Here is a 13,788-nt window from a genome sequence, read left to right as displayed (position 1 = left end):
GGGTTGTTTTCGCGTTTTTTAGTCCAGCAGTCGCCGAGCGGCGTCAACCAGGCGTCCGTCAGGGCGCCGCAGCGCCTCGAGGATGGTGAAATGGTCGGCCCCTTCGACCGGGATGAGCTTGCCGGGCGCCAGTGCGGCCGCGCGCTTGTCATGGAAATTGATTGAATCGAGCACGAGCGCCGGGAGCTCGTTGCTGCCATAGGCGATATCCAGCCGCTTCTGCGTCACCGGCAGCCGCAGCGGCGAGAGCTTGGCGATTTCCTCGTCCGTCAGCTTCAGCGCGTTGTTGAGACCGGTGTCGCGGATCGGCGCGAGATCGTAGACACCGGATATCGCCAGCCCGGCATGGACGCGCGGATGGTCCAGCGCCATCGCGACGAGGTGGGCGCCTGCGGACCAGCCCGACAGCACAACCGGCCCGGCGATGCCGTAGGATGCGCCATGCGCGGCGAGCCAGTCGAGTGCACGCGGGATTTCGGCGACGATGTCGGTGAGAGACACCTCCGGTGCCAGCGAATAGCCGGGAATGGCGACCGACCAGCCATGCGCGGCAACGCCTTCGACCAGCATCGCGAACAATTCGCGGGAATTGCGCTGCCAATAGCCGCCGTGCAGGAACACCAGGCAGGGCGCATCGGGCTTCGCTGCCGGGTAGAGGTCGATCTTGTTGTTCGCGCGCTCACCGTAAGGCAGGTCGAGATGGGATTTCAGCGTGCCTCGCAGCCGGCTAGAAGCCTCGTTGCGCTCGGCGATCAGGGCCGCGCTGTTCTTGACGGCCGCGTTGTTGTCATAGGCAGCATCGCGTTCCGCCTTGGACAGCGCGGACCACCTGGTACGGGGATCGAGGGGACGGTTCAGCAAACGGCTATCTTCAACCATGTGGTCTCCGGCATAAGATGGTTACACGAGCAAGAAATCGATGTGGGCACCGGACGGCAAGAGAAATCTTGTGAGCGCAGAAGTGCAAGATCAGCGACTCTTCTGTTCATCGCGATCGCATCTGCCTGCTGCCATCCTGAGCTGCCTGCCGAGATGAAGTGCAGAGGATGGAGCCATTAGTGGCGCTTATGCCGTGAATTGTTACTTCCAATTTTACTTCGCAAAATCCTGACCCTAGCCTCACGCGCAACTGATCACATCCGCAGCCGGTCAATGGCGATCGGTGCGGCGTTCATCGTAACCAATGAGGGTTGCCATGCCTGATGGGGCTAAGGGAACGTCCACGTTCAGTCCGGCTGGAACGGACGTGAAGATGACGAAAAAGTTGAGCCGGCGCACGCTGTTGAAGGGTGCGGCGGCCGTTGCGGGCGCAGCCGCGGGTTCGGATGCGATCCGCGGATTTCCGACCATCTGGGCGCAGGAGATCAAGGACATCGAGCTGCGCCATGTCGGCGTCTCCTATTCCGTGGTGAAGGCGATCGGCGACCAGGCCGCCAAGGATCTCGGCTTCAAGGTGACGATGCAGAACCTCGACACTTCGGCTGCCATCAACCGTTTCATAAGCCAGCCCAATACAGTCGATATCGCCGATCTCGAGGGCTGGCAGGCCAAGCTGGCCGCCAAGCGCTCCGTGATCCAGGGCATCGAAGTCAAGAAGATCAAGGAGTTCGACAATATCCTGCCGATCTTCACCAAGGGCGAGATCGACGGCCACAAGATCCCGCGCCAGGGCATCTCGCCCTATGAGGCCATGTACATCGCCAAGCCCGACGCGACCGACTTGAACGACGGCATCACGGAGTGGGCGACGTTCCTGCCGCAGGTCTACAACGCCGACTCCATCGGCTACCGGCCTGACCTCGTCGGCCATGACGTGACCGAGTGGAAGGATCTGATCGATCCAAAATTCAAGGGCAAGGCCGCGATCCTCGACGTGCCCGCGATCGGCATCATGGACGCTGCGCTCTGCTTCGAAAGCGCCGGACTGATCAAGTACGGCAACAAGGGCAACATGACCAAAGAGGAGATCGACTTCACCTGCAACAAGCTAATCGAGCTGAAGAAGCAGGGCCAGTTCCGCGCGACCTGGACCACCTTCGACCAGTCGGTGCAGCTGATGGCTGCGGGCGAAGTGGTCATCCAGTCGATGTGGTCGCCGGCGGTTGCCGCGGTCCGCGTCAAGGAAATCCCCTGCGTCTACGCGCCGGTGAACGTCAAGAACGGCAAGGAAGGCTATCGCGGCTGGTGCAACGGCATGGGCCTGATGAAGCATCTCTCCGGCAAGAAGCTCGACGCGGCCTATGAATACCTCAACTGGTATCTCTCCGGCTGGCAGGGCGGCTTCGTCGCGCGCTACGGATATTACAGCCCGGTGCCGTCGACCGCGAAGAAATTTCTCACTCCCGCCGAATGGGCGTTCTGGTACGAGGGCCAGCCCGCGCCGGAGGTGGTCAACGATCCCTACGGTGTGCCGATGGAGAAGACCGGCACCAAGCGCGACGGCGGCTCCTTCCTCGATCGCGTCAAGAACATCTCCTGCTGGAACACGCTGATGGACGAGGCGGCCTACATGAACAAGCGCTGGAACGATTTCAAGGTGGCGTGAAACCTGCTTCCCTCACGTAGCGTAGCGCCGGCGCGGGGACGCGCCGGTGCGAGAAGATCGACTTCGAGGCGTCTGCCGCTATGCAGCCAAGTCCAGCTCAAACTCCGCCACGCGCCAATCTTGCCGGCTGGCTCTATGTGTCGCCGCTGGTCCTGGTGCTCGTGCCGTTCTTCGTGGCGCCGATCCTGGTCGTGCTGCTCGCGAGCTTCTTCGCCACCGACGGCTTTGGCGGGCTGACGCCGGGTTTCACGCTGGCGAGCTATGTCGAGGTGCTGCATTCGGCGCTGACGCTGAAGCTGTATCTGGCGACGATCAAGTTCACGGTGCTGACCTGGATCTTCACCCTGGTCATCGGCTTTTTCGTCGCCTATTTCCTGGTGTTTCACGTCCGCAGCCAGCTGCTCGCGATCGGCCTGTTTCTGCTGTGCACCGTGCCGTTCTGGACCTCGAACATCATCCGGATGATTTCCTGGATCCCGCTGCTCGGCAAAGAAGGCCTGATCAATCAGGCGCTGCTGGGACTGGGCGTGATCCGCGCGCCGCTCGAAGTGCTGCTGTTCTCCGACCTCGCGGTGGTCATCGCCTATGTCCACCAGCTCACGATCTTCATGATCGTGCCGATCTTCAATTCGATGGCGCGGATCGACAAGAAGCTGATCGAGGCCGCGATCGACGCCGGTGCCAGCCGTTTCGACATCATGCGCCTGATCGTGGTGCCGATGTCCAAGAGCGGCATCGCGCTCGGCACCATCTTCGTGGTCTCGATCGTGATGGGCGATTTCTTCGTGGTCAAGGTGATGTCCGGTGGCGGCTCGGCCTCTGTGGTCAGCGCGTTTTACGAGGATGTCGGCGTGCTGCAATATCCGACCGCGGCCGCAAGCGCCGTGCTGCTGACGCTGGTGCTGGTCGCGGTCGTCTCGCTGATCCTGCGTACCGTCGACATCAGGCAGGAGATCGCGCGATGAGCGCAGTTCTCACCGACATGCCCAAAACCGACATGTCCAAGTCGGTCGCGCCCGCCACGACCAAGGCGATCGCGCCGAGCAAGGGCGGTCGTCCCTGGACGTTCTACGTGCTGGCGACGCTGTTCTCCCTCTATGTTCTCGCACTCTACGGCCCGATGTTCTGCATCTACATCCTGTCGTTCCAGGATATCCGCGGCGGGCTCGTCTTCCCGATGAAGGGCCAGTCGCTGCACTGGTTCGTCGACCTTTTTACCCAGGTGCGGACCGGCGACGTGAAGGGGTCGTTCGACCGCTCGATCAAGCTGGCGGTCATCGTCACCATCATCACGGTGGTGGTCTCGTTTCTCGCCGGGCTCGGCTTCCGCAAGCGCTTTCGCGGCGACACCGCCGTGTTCTACATGATGATCGGAAGCCTGGTCGCGCCGGGTCTCGTGCTCGGCCTTGGCACCGGCCTGCTGTTCCAGGCGCTCGGACTGAATGCAAGCTGGTACACCTCGGCGCTGGGCGCGCAGCTATCCTGGACGCTGCCGTTCGGCGTGCTCGTGATGTTCGCGGTGATGTCGCGCTTCGATCACGTCTGGGAGGAGGCGGCCTATGATCTCGGCGCCGGCCGCTGGCAGTCGATCCGGCTGGTGATGATCCCGGTGCTCGCGCCCGGCCTGGTCGCGGTGGTGCTGTTCGGCTTCACACTGTCCTACGACGAATTCGCCCGCAGCCTCCAGACCGCTGGTTCGCTCAACACGCTGCCGCTCGAGATCTGGAGCATGACGCTGAACGTCACCTCGCCTTCGCTCTACGCGCTGGGCACAGTGACGACCGTCATCTCCTTCATCGTCATCGGCGCGAGCCTGGGCAGCATCGTGTTGATTCAGAAGAAGCGCGGTAGCAGCGCAAAGGGTTGAGTGGGGAATGAAGAGCGATCGCGGCGATATCGAACTGGCGGGCGTCTGCAAGAGCTTTGACGGCGTTACGAACGTCGTGGACGGCGTGAATCTGAAGATCGCCGACGGCGCCTATTGCTGCTTCATCGGTCCGTCCGGCTGCGGCAAGACCACGATCTTGCGTATGATCGCAGGCCACGAAGATCCCACCGCGGGCGAGATCGTGATTGGCGGCCAGAACGTCGTCGGGCTTGCGCCGGTGCAGCGTCGTACCGCGATGATGTTCCAGTCCTACGCGCTGTTCCCGCATCTGACCGTGCGCGAGAACATCGCCTTTGCGCTACGCGTGCGTGGCATGTCCAAGACGGATCGGCTGCGCGCCGCCGATGCCATGATCGAGAAGGTGCGGCTGACGCAATTCGCCGACCGCCTACCGGCGCAGCTGTCCGGCGGTCAGCAGCAGCGGGTGGCACTGGCGCGCGCCGCGATCACCGAACCGCGCGTGCTTTTGCTCGACGAGCCGTTGTCGGCGCTCGACGAGCAGCTCCGCGTCCAGATGCGGCAAGAGCTGCGGCGGATGCAGCAGGAGCTCGGCATCACCTTCATCCACGTCACCCACACCCAACTCGAGGCGATCGCGCTCGCCGACCTTGTGGTGGTGATGGAGCAGGGCAGGATCAAGCAGGCGGGAGCGGCGCGCGAGGTCTACGCGCATCCGCATGATCGCTATGTGGCCGAGTTCATGGGTGGCCAGAACGTGCTGTCGGGCTGCGTCGAGAAGGTCAACGGCGCGAGCTTTACGCTGGCGCAGGCCGCGCCTGATGGCATCGAGGTGCCGCTTCAGGCGCGCTCCTCGATCAATGTCGGCGACAAGGTCGATATCGCGGTACGTCGCGACGACGTCGCGCTGGTGCGGCCGGGAAAGGAGCTGCCGCCCGGCTGCACCACGTCGCTGCCGAGCCGGGTGCTCGCGATCGAATACCAGGGCTATTTCGTCAAGGTCATGCTGGACACCGTGCCGGACGACGAGTTTATCGCCTACGTGCCGGAAAAGACCTTCTTCGCGGATCCCTTCACCATCGGCGATGTCGTGGTGGCCACATGGGCCACTGGCAGCGCACTTCCACTTGCCTAGAGACCCGTCGCGCATAGGGAGCTTGATCGTGCAGATATCGTTCACACTCAACGGACGCTCCACCACTGTCGATGTCGAGCCTGCGACGCTCGTGGTCGAGCTGCTGCGCGAGCAGCTCAACCTGACAGGTACTCATATCGGCTGCGATACCAGCCAGTGCGGCGCCTGCGTGGTGCATCTCAACGGCTTGCCGGTGAAGAGCTGCACGTTGCTGGCGCCTGCCCTCGATGGCGCGAACCTGCTCACCATCGAAGGTCTGCAAGGGGCGCCTGGCTCGAACCGGCTGCATCCGATGCAGGAGGCGTTTCGCGAGCATCACGGCCTGCAATGCGGCTTCTGCACGCCCGGCATGCTGATGACTGCCGTCGCGCTTGCAGCGGAGAACCCGAACCTGACGGAGGCCGATGTCCGTCATGGGCTCGAAGGTAATATCTGCCGCTGCACCGGCTATCAGAACATCGTCGTCTCGGTGCTGGCAGGCGCTGCCGCCATGAACGCCGCCAAGGGAGAGTGATCATGGGCAATGTGATCGGTATCGGCGCTGCACCGAAGCGCAAGGAGGACCAGCGCTTCCTGACTGGCCGCGGCAACTACGTCTCCGACATCAAGCGACCCGGCATGACGGCGGGCGTGTTCGTGCGCTCGCCCCACGGACATGCGGTCCTGCGAGCCATCGACAAGAGCGCGGCACTGGCGGCCCCGGGCGTGATTGCGATCCTGACCGGGGATGACGTGGCCGACGATGGCCTGGGCTCGCTGCCCTGCGGCTGGGGCATCACGGACGCCAAAGGCGTGCCGATGAAGGAGCCGCCGTTTCCGATGTTGGCCCAGGACAAGGTGCGCTTCGTCGGCGATATGGTCGCTTTCGTCGTCGCGGAGACGCCGGAGCAGGCCGATGAGGCGGCCGAACTCTTGAAGGTCGATTACGAAGTGCTGCCCTCCGTTGTCGGTGTGCTGGAAGCCGTCAGACTAGACGCGCCACAATTGTTCGCCGACGTGCCGAACAACATTTGCTGCGATTGGGAGCTCGGCGACAAGGCCGCCGTCGAAGCCGCGTTCAAGAAGGCGGCGCATGTCGCAAAGCTCAGTCTCGTCAACAATCGCCTGATCGGCAATCCCATGGAGCCGCGTGCGGCGATCGCCGAATACGAGCCCGGCACAGATCGCTTCACGCTGTGGACCACCAGCCAGTTCCCGCACGTCGTGCGATTTCTGATGGGCGCGCTGGTTTTGAACATCCCGCAGCACAAGTTGCGCGTGGTGGCGCCGGACGTCGGCGGTGGGTTTGGCGTCAAGCAGTTCCACTACGGCGAGGAAGCCGTGATCACCTGGGCGGCGAGGCGCGTGCGACGGCCGGTGAAATGGGTGGCGAGTCGCTCGGAGGGATTCGTTTCCGACCGCCACGGCCGCGATCACGTCACGGAGGCCGAGCTCGCGCTCGACGAGACCGGGAAATTCCTCGCCTTCCGCGTCAAGACGCTGGCCAATATGGGCGGCTATCTCTCGACCTTCGGGCCGAACATCCCGACCAATCTCTATGGGCCGCTGCTCGGCGGTGTCTACACGACGCCCGCGATCTACTGCAACGTGAAGGTCGTTTTCACCAACACCGTGCCGGTCGATGCCTATCGCGGCGCCGGCCGACCCGAGGCGACTTTCGTACTGGAGCGCATCGTCGATGTCGCAGCCAGCGAGATGGGGATCGACCGCGTCGAGATCCGCCGCCGCAACATGATCCCGAAGGAGGCCTATCCCTACCAGACGCCGGTGCTGGTGCAGTACGATTCTGGCGATCCGATGGGCTGCCTCGATGGCGCGCTAGTGGCCGCCGACGTCAAGAATTTCGGAATCCGCAAGGCGGCGTCCGCCAGCAAGGGCAAGTTCCGCGGGCTCGGCTACTCCACCTATGTCGAGGCCTGTGGCCTTGCGCCCTCGCGTTTCGCAGGGCGGCTGGGGGCGCGCGGCGGCCTCTATGAGAGCGCCACGGTGCGTGTGCATCCGACCGGCCAGGTGACGGTGATGATCGGCACCCACAACCATGGTCAGGGCCATGAGACGACGTTCGCGCAGATCGTCTCGGAAAAGCTCGGTGTGGCCTTCGAGAATGTCGATATCGTGTTCGGCGATACCGACCGCGTGCAGTTTGGCATGGGTACCTATGGCTCGCGTTCGCTGGTGGTCGGCGGCGCTGCCTTGTCGAAGGCGACCGACAAGGTGATCGCCAAGGGCAAGAAGATCGCTGCGCATCTGCTCGAGGCCGCCGAGGTCGATATCCAGTTCGAAAGTGGAAAATTCTCGGTCGCGGGCACCGATCGCGGCAAGACATTCGAGGAGATCGCGGGCGCCGCCTACGTGCCGCACGATTATCCGCTCGAGGTGCTGGAGCCGGGACTGGAGGAACAGGCCTATTACGACCCCGTCAACTTCACCTATCCCGGCGGCTGCCACATCGCCGAGGTCGAGGTCGATCCGGAGACGGGCACAGTGACGCTGCTCAACTACACCGCTGTTGACGATGTCGGCACTGTCATCAATCCTATGATCGTCGAAGGCCAACTGCACGGCGGCATCGTGCAGGGCGTCGGCCAGGCGCTGTTCGAGAACGCGGTCTATGACGAGGGCTCTGGCCAGCTCTTGTCGGGATCGCTGATGGATTACTGCATGCCGCGCGCCGACCATCTGCCGATGATGAAGGTTGCGACGCACTCCACGCTGTGCACGCACACGCCGATGGGCGTGAAGGGCTGCGGCGAGGTCGGCACCATCGGCTCGCCGGCCGCCATCATCAATGCGGTGGTCGATGCGCTGTCGCATCTCGGCGTCACCCATGTCGACATGCCGGCGACACCGAACCGGATCTGGCGCCTGCTGCAGAACGCGTCGCTTCCGGTCGCCGCGGAATAGGGAGGACCACCATGAAACCGTTTGCCTATCACCAGCCGGACCAGCTCCCCGATGCGGCCAAGCTCTTGAGTTCGATCGAGGACAGCAAGCTCGTGGCCGGCGGCATGACGTTGATCCCGACGCTCAAGCAGCGACTGGCCAGTCCGGTCGCGCTGGTCGATCTCTCCAGGCTCGAAAATCTCAGAGGTATCACCGACGACGGCGCCACGATCACGATCGGTGCGATGACGCCGCATGCCGTGGTGGCTGCCTCGAAGCTCCTGCAAACAAAAATCCCCGGGCTTGCTGCGCTGGCCTCGATGATCGGCGATCCCGCCGTGCGCAGCCGCGGCACCATCGGCGGCTCGGTCGCGAACAATGACCCGGCGGCCGACTATCCGGCCGGCGTGCTCGGTCTCGGCGCCACCATCGTCACCAGCATGCGCGAGATTGCCGCCGACAAGTTCTTTCTCGGCTTGTTCGAGACCGCGCTTGAACCCGGCGAGATCATCACGGCGATTCGCTTTCCCGTGCCGTTGAGGGCGGGCTATGCGAAGTTGAAGGCTCCGGCCTCGCGCTATGCGCTGGTCGGCGTGTTCGTCGCCAAATTCACCGATGGCGTTCGGGTTGCCGTCACGGGCGCGGGGGCGGGCGTATTCCGTGTGGCACCGATGGAGGCGGCGCTCTCGGGCAATTTCGGTCCATCCGCGATCGCGGCGATCAAGATCGACACTGACGGTCTCACCTCCGACATTCACGCCGAAGCCGACTACCGTGCGCATCTCGTCACGGTCATGGCCAAGCGCGCCGTCGACGCGGCGCTCAGCTAGCTCTTTAGGGTTGATGATGACTGATGGTTCCGGCCGAACGGCCTTTCCGCCGGCGCCGACTGGCCTTGGCGCGCTTTCTGCAACCGAGATCATGGCCGGCTACCGGCGCAAGGCCTTCACCCCGCGCGATGTCGTCGATGACACCGTCGCCGCGTTAGAGGCAACAAACGAGACCTGCAACACGGTGGTGACGCCGATGTACCAGCAGGCGAGGACGGAGGCCGATCGTATTACCAGGGAGATGCGCGCGGGCGAGTCCAAGGGACCGCTCGCCGGCGTGCCTGTCACGATCAAGGATCTTGTCTTCGTTGCGGGCGTTCCGGCCTATGCTGGCTCGCCGATGAATAAGGCGTTCGTGCCCGACGTCGATGCCGCCGTGGTTTCGGCGCTGAAGACGTCCGGCGCGATCATCACCTGCAAGACCACGACCTGCGAGGCCGGCTACAAGCTGACCGCGGACTGCCCCGTCACCGGCATCACGCGAAACCCTTGGAATCCCGGCCGCACCAGCGGTGGATCGAGCGGCGGCGCGGCGGCGGGCGTTGCGGCCGGCTGCGGCCCGATCGCGATCGGCACCGACGGCGTCGGCTCGATCCGTGTGCCGTCGTCTTTCTGCGGCGTCTTCGGTTTGAAGCCGACGTTTGGCCTCGTGCCGCGCTCACCCGGCTTCTCGCCGCCATCCTGGGCTTCGCTCGCCCATACCGGGCCGATCACACGCACGGTGGCCGACGCTGCGCTCACGCTGGGAATCATCGCCGGCTACGATCTGCGCGATCCTGCCAGCCTACCGGTCGCGCCGCGACGGTTCGATGCGAACGCGGCCCCGCTGAACGGCATCCGCATCGGCGCCAGCGTCGATCTCGGTTATGCCGCCGTCAGCCCTGACGTGCGCGCGGCGTTCGGCAAGGCGCTTGCCATTCTCGATGCTTGCGGCGCGCAGGTCACGATGGATGGTCCGGGCCTCGATCCCGGCATCCTGGAGCACACGCTGAAGCCGATCGCCTTCACCGAACAGGCGGCAGCGGTCGCAACCAAGACTGCGGTCGATCTTGCAGATTCCGAAGCCGAGTATCGCGATGTCATTGCGGCTGGCCGACACTACAGCGGTACCGTTTATATCGAAGCCAGCTACCGGCGCGGCCAGGCACGCAACGGGTTTTTAAAATTGTTCGAGCGCGTCGATGCGCTGGTGACGCCGACGGTCGCGGTGACCGCCTTCGAAGCCGGCCACATCGGTGTCGGCACGATCGACGGCAGCAGGGTCGATCCGCATCTCGGCTGGTCGCCCTTCACCTGGCCGATCAATCTCGCGGGCCTTCCGGCGGCAACGCTGCCTTGTGGCTTCGATCGCGATGGAATGCCGATCGGGCTTCAGATCGTGGCGCCCTGGCTCGACGAGCCCACGATCTTCCGCATCGCGGCCGCGTTCGAGGCGGCGCAGCCCTGGGCAAAGTTCTGGCCGCAGCTGGCGCTAGGCCAGAGGGCCTAAGCTAGGACAGCTCAATCGGCGCTCCGCGGCCGCTGAGCTCTTCGTCGAGGCGCAGATAGTGCGCGAGATAATCGTGCAGGGCGGTCGCCGCCTTCGAGGTCGCGCCGCTCGATTTGTAGAGCAGCAGCTCGATCTTCGGCAGCGGAGGCAGTCCCTCGTTGGGGCCGATCTCACGCATCGCCGGCACCAGCGCGCTGCGTCCGAGCACTGTTACGGCCATGCCCGCGAAAGCGGCGGCCTGGAGGCCGCCGACGCTTTCGCTGACGCAGGCGATACGCCAGCGCAAATCCGCGCGCTCGAGCGTGTCGATGGCGTAGTCGCGATAGATGTTGCCGGGTGGCAAGAGAGCCAGCGGAATCGGACGCTCCTGATGGGCGGCGGATTGCTCGCCGGTCATCCAGACCAGCTGCTCGCGCCGCACCACCTGACCGCCGGTGAAATCGTTCATGCGGGTGACGAGCGCGATGTCGACGTCGCCGCGCTTGACGAGGCCGACCAGCGGGGTCGACAACGCGCAATTGAGCTCGACCTGGACGCGTGGAAAGGATTTTCGGAACACGCTGAGAATCTGCGGCAGCATGAAGGCGGCATAGAGGTCGGGCGTGCCGAGTACGACCTGCCCCTCGATTTCCTGCGACGCAAGTTGCGAGATCAGCTCGTCATGCAACCTCAGGATGGACTTGGCATAGGTGAGGACGGTGGTGCCGTCATCGGTCAGGGTCAACCTGCGGCCGCCATGCTCGAACAATTGCTTGCCGGTCAGTTCCTCCAGCCGCTGCAACTGCAGCGTAATCGCCGGCTGGGTGCGGCCCAGCCGGCGCGCGGTCTCGGTGATACTGCCGGTCTCGACCACTGAGATCAGCGACCGGAGCATGCGGATGTCGAGACTGATGAGGTTCATGCGGCGTCCATGTCGCCCGGTATTTATGCAAAACCCATGCTAGCGCACGGACCCTGCGCTGATAGGACGAGCCAGACCGGTCGATCAGAGTCCGTTCGCCGATTTCCGTCCTCCGGAACGGTCCCTGATCATTCCAGCTGTCGGCTTGCTCGGCGCACTTCGTCGAGGAACGCTCTTGCAAGACGCGAGAGCGGCTCCGCTTCGGACCACAGCATGTATGCCAGCGCAGGTGTTACGGGAAGGAAGGGGCGTATGACCAACTCTTGACTGCCAGCCTGATGCGGCGAGAACGGATCCACCACCGCCGCGCCGACGCCTGCTGCGGCGAGCACGCAGGCGGTGTTGCAGTATCGCACCTCGACGGTTGGCTGGAATGGAGCGCCGGCCGAAGCAAAACTCGCACGCACGGCTTCACCCAATTGCGTTCCGCGCTCGAGCCCGATGAAGGGGAGATCGACGAGATCGGATGCGGCGATCACCGCGCGATCCGCCAGCGGATGCTGCGGCGGCATGACACAGACCATCTCGCCGGTGTGTACCAGTTCATGCGCGATGCCCGGATGATGGGAGAAGCCGAGCACGAAGCCGAGCTCGGCGACCCGGCTCAGGAGCCCCTCGATGATGCCCTCATAGCGGCGAACGTCGAAGAACATCCGCGTCTGCGGCCGTCGGCGCAGGAAGTCCGACAATGCGGGCGGGATGATGCTGTAAGCCAACGGCGGCGTTGCGACGATCGACAGATGCCCCGTGCGACATTCCCTGAGATCGCGGACGCGGCTTTCCAGCTTGGCATGCAGCGCAAAAATCGTCTCGCTTTCCTTGTAGAGTGCCATCGCCTCGGCGGTCGGAAACAGGCGGTTGTTGACGCGCTCGAACAAGGCGAAGCCCGCCTGCGTCTCCATCGCCTTCAACGCATTGCTGATCGCCGGCTGTGACAGCGACAGCTCCCCGGCTGCTGCGACTGTCGTCCGGTGCCGAACGACCGCACGCAAGATTTCGAGTTGGCGCAGGTTCATCTATTCGTGCCCGTTATAGTCTGGCCGAAAATATCATAGCACGAGTGATTGCCAATGCCGCTCTCATTTCTTGTAATGCGGTGCGGAATGAGCGCTGCCGAGGGAATATCGGTCCGCCTATCGAGGCAGCAATCCGCATCATTTGGAGGCAATGTTGACTCGCGTTCTTCGTGCTGCCGCTGCCCAGATGGGGCCGACGCAAAGAGCTGATGCCCGCGCGCACACGCTTGATCGCATGCTCCGGTTGCTCGATGAGGCGGCCGGGCGGGGGGCGCGGCTGGTGGTGTTTCCCGAACTCGCCTTCACGACCTTCTTTCCACGCTGGCTGCTCGAAGACGATGGGCTCGATCAGTATTTCGAGCGCGGCATGCCGAATCCGGCCGTCCAGGCGCTATTCGACCGAGCCTGCGAACTGCGCGTCGGCTTCTATGTCGGCTATGCCGAGCTTACCCCGGATGGCCGTCGCTACAATTGTGCGATCCTAGTTGGCGACAGCGGCGAGATCATGGGCCGATATCGCAAGGTGCATCTGCCTGGATCGGTCGAACCGCGGCCGGGCGCGCGCTACCAGCAGTTGGAAAAACGCTACTTCGAATATGGCGATCTCGGCTTTCCCGCCTTCCGCGCGGGGTCGGCGTGGAGCCACGCCATCATGGGCATGATGATTTGCAACGATCGCCGCTGGCCGGAAGCCTGGCGCGTGCTGGGCCTGCAGGGAGTCGAGCTGGTCTGCATCGGCTACAATTCGGCGGCCTATGACCCGAACGGCGGCGCCACCGAGGACGCGGCACTGCGCACCTTCCATTCGACGCTGGTCGCACAGGCCAATGCCTACATGAACGCGACCTGGGCGATTGCGGTAGCGAAGGCCGGCGAGGAAGATGGCTCTGGCCTGATCGGAGGCTCATGCATTGTCGATCCGAACGGCAGGATCGTCGCGCAGGCGAAGACACTGGCGGACGAGGTCGTTGTTGCCGACATCGATCTCGATCTCTGCCGCCAGGGCAAGGACAAGATGTTCAATTTCGCCGCCCACCGGCGGCCCGAGCAATACAGGATGATCACTGAACGCGCCGGCGTGGTCGAGCCGGCCGTTCTCGATATGGACTGACATGCGGCCAGTCGCGCGTTGGCAAAGGAGCT

12 protein-coding genes are annotated in these 13,788 nt (G+C 63.8%); 9 read left to right on the top strand and 3 right to left on the bottom strand.

Features of this window, described 5'->3' with window-relative positions:
- Positions 1-18: 18 nt before the first annotated feature.
- A complete protein-coding gene (locus IVA79_RS16910; RefSeq protein WP_247554598.1) occupies positions 19-879 on the bottom strand; it encodes an alpha/beta hydrolase in 861 nt (286 codons plus the stop codon).
- A gap of 316 nt (positions 880-1,195) precedes the next feature.
- On the opposite strand from IVA79_RS16910, the gene IVA79_RS16905 reads away from it, so the two are divergent.
- The 8 genes from IVA79_RS16905 to IVA79_RS16870 all read left to right on the top strand — a co-directional run bounded on the left by IVA79_RS16905 (position 1,196) and on the right by IVA79_RS16870 (position 10,728).
- Entirely contained in the window at positions 1,196-2,545 is a 1,350-nt protein-coding gene (locus IVA79_RS16905) for an extracellular solute-binding protein (RefSeq protein ID WP_247554597.1), read from the top strand.
- Between the two features lie 80 nt (positions 2,546-2,625).
- Positions 2,626-3,510, top strand: a complete 885-nt coding sequence (locus tag IVA79_RS16900; RefSeq protein WP_247554595.1) for an ABC transporter permease — start codon at positions 2,626-2,628, stop codon at positions 3,508-3,510.
- Positions 3,507-4,412 (top strand): ABC transporter permease, encoded by a 906-nt coding sequence (locus IVA79_RS16895; protein ID WP_247554592.1) that lies wholly within the window; start codon positions 3,507-3,509, stop codon positions 4,410-4,412. The genes IVA79_RS16900 and IVA79_RS16895 overlap by 4 nt, the downstream gene beginning before the upstream one ends.
- Positions 4,413-4,419: 7 nt before the next feature.
- Complete coding sequence (locus tag IVA79_RS16890; RefSeq protein WP_247554590.1) at positions 4,420-5,526, top strand: ABC transporter ATP-binding protein; 1,107 nt, start codon at positions 4,420-4,422, stop codon at positions 5,524-5,526.
- 28 nt (positions 5,527-5,554) lie between these two features.
- A complete protein-coding gene (locus tag IVA79_RS16885; RefSeq protein WP_247554588.1) occupies positions 5,555-6,040 on the top strand; it encodes a (2Fe-2S)-binding protein in 486 nt (161 codons plus the stop codon).
- Positions 6,041-6,042: 2 nt separating this feature from the next.
- Positions 6,043-8,430, top strand: a complete 2,388-nt coding sequence (locus IVA79_RS16880) for a xanthine dehydrogenase family protein molybdopterin-binding subunit (RefSeq protein ID WP_247554586.1) — start codon at positions 6,043-6,045, stop codon at positions 8,428-8,430.
- Positions 8,431-8,441: 11 nt separating this feature from the next.
- Positions 8,442-9,239 (top strand): xanthine dehydrogenase family protein subunit M, encoded by a 798-nt coding sequence (locus IVA79_RS16875; protein WP_247554584.1) that lies wholly within the window; start codon positions 8,442-8,444, stop codon positions 9,237-9,239.
- Between the two features lie 16 nt (positions 9,240-9,255).
- Positions 9,256-10,728 carry an amidase gene (locus IVA79_RS16870; protein ID WP_247554582.1) on the top strand — a complete coding sequence of 491 codons (1,473 nt, stop codon included), beginning with the start codon at positions 9,256-9,258 and terminating at the stop codon, positions 10,726-10,728.
- A 1-nt stretch (position 10,729) separates the two neighbouring features.
- Here the strand turns inward: IVA79_RS16870 and IVA79_RS16865 are convergent, their stop codons facing one another.
- On the bottom strand, positions 10,730-11,629 hold the full coding sequence (locus IVA79_RS16865) for a LysR substrate-binding domain-containing protein (protein ID WP_247554580.1): 900 nt from the start codon (positions 11,627-11,629) through the stop codon (positions 10,730-10,732).
- Between the two features lie 128 nt (positions 11,630-11,757).
- Complete coding sequence (locus tag IVA79_RS16860) at positions 11,758-12,645, bottom strand: LysR family transcriptional regulator (protein WP_247554578.1); 888 nt, start codon at positions 12,643-12,645, stop codon at positions 11,758-11,760.
- A 151-nt stretch (positions 12,646-12,796) separates the two neighbouring features.
- Between IVA79_RS16860 and IVA79_RS16855 the strand changes: the two genes are divergently transcribed.
- The gene (locus tag IVA79_RS16855) at positions 12,797-13,756 is read left to right on the top strand and encodes an N-carbamoyl-D-amino-acid hydrolase (RefSeq protein ID WP_256465629.1); all 960 of its coding nucleotides are present in this window, start codon (positions 12,797-12,799) and stop codon (positions 13,754-13,756) included.
- Positions 13,757-13,788: the final 32 nt, after the last annotated feature.

Source organism: Bradyrhizobium sp. 138 (assembly GCF_023074075.1).
Classification (GTDB): Bacteria; Pseudomonadota; Alphaproteobacteria; order Rhizobiales; family Xanthobacteraceae; genus Bradyrhizobium.
Note: the sequence above shows the minus strand (reverse complement) of the source record. Positions and strands in the feature narration are given on the sequence as shown.

Bases quoted from the DNA above. Each gene is read 5' to 3' on its own strand.
- IVA79_RS16910 (WP_247554598.1), bottom strand. From the start codon at position 879: ATGGTTGAAGATAGCCGTTTGCTGAACCGTCCCCTCGATCCCCGTACC.
- IVA79_RS16905 (WP_247554597.1), top strand. From the start codon at position 1,196: ATGCCTGATGGGGCTAAGGGAACGTCCACGTTCAGTCCGGCTGGAACG.
- IVA79_RS16900 (WP_247554595.1), top strand. From the start codon at position 2,626: ATGCAGCCAAGTCCAGCTCAAACTCCGCCACGCGCCAATCTTGCCGGC.
- IVA79_RS16895 (WP_247554592.1), top strand. From the start codon at position 3,507: ATGAGCGCAGTTCTCACCGACATGCCCAAAACCGACATGTCCAAGTCG.
- IVA79_RS16890 (WP_247554590.1), top strand. From the start codon at position 4,420: ATGAAGAGCGATCGCGGCGATATCGAACTGGCGGGCGTCTGCAAGAGC.
- IVA79_RS16880 (WP_247554586.1), top strand. From the start codon at position 6,043: ATGGGCAATGTGATCGGTATCGGCGCTGCACCGAAGCGCAAGGAGGAC.
- IVA79_RS16875 (WP_247554584.1), top strand. From the start codon at position 8,442: ATGAAACCGTTTGCCTATCACCAGCCGGACCAGCTCCCCGATGCGGCC.
- IVA79_RS16870 (WP_247554582.1), top strand. From the start codon at position 9,256: ATGACTGATGGTTCCGGCCGAACGGCCTTTCCGCCGGCGCCGACTGGC.
- IVA79_RS16865 (WP_247554580.1), bottom strand. From the start codon at position 11,629: ATGAACCTCATCAGTCTCGACATCCGCATGCTCCGGTCGCTGATCTCA.
- IVA79_RS16860 (WP_247554578.1), bottom strand. From the start codon at position 12,645: ATGAACCTGCGCCAACTCGAAATCTTGCGTGCGGTCGTTCGGCACCGG.
- IVA79_RS16855 (WP_256465629.1), top strand. From the start codon at position 12,797: ATGTTGACTCGCGTTCTTCGTGCTGCCGCTGCCCAGATGGGGCCGACG.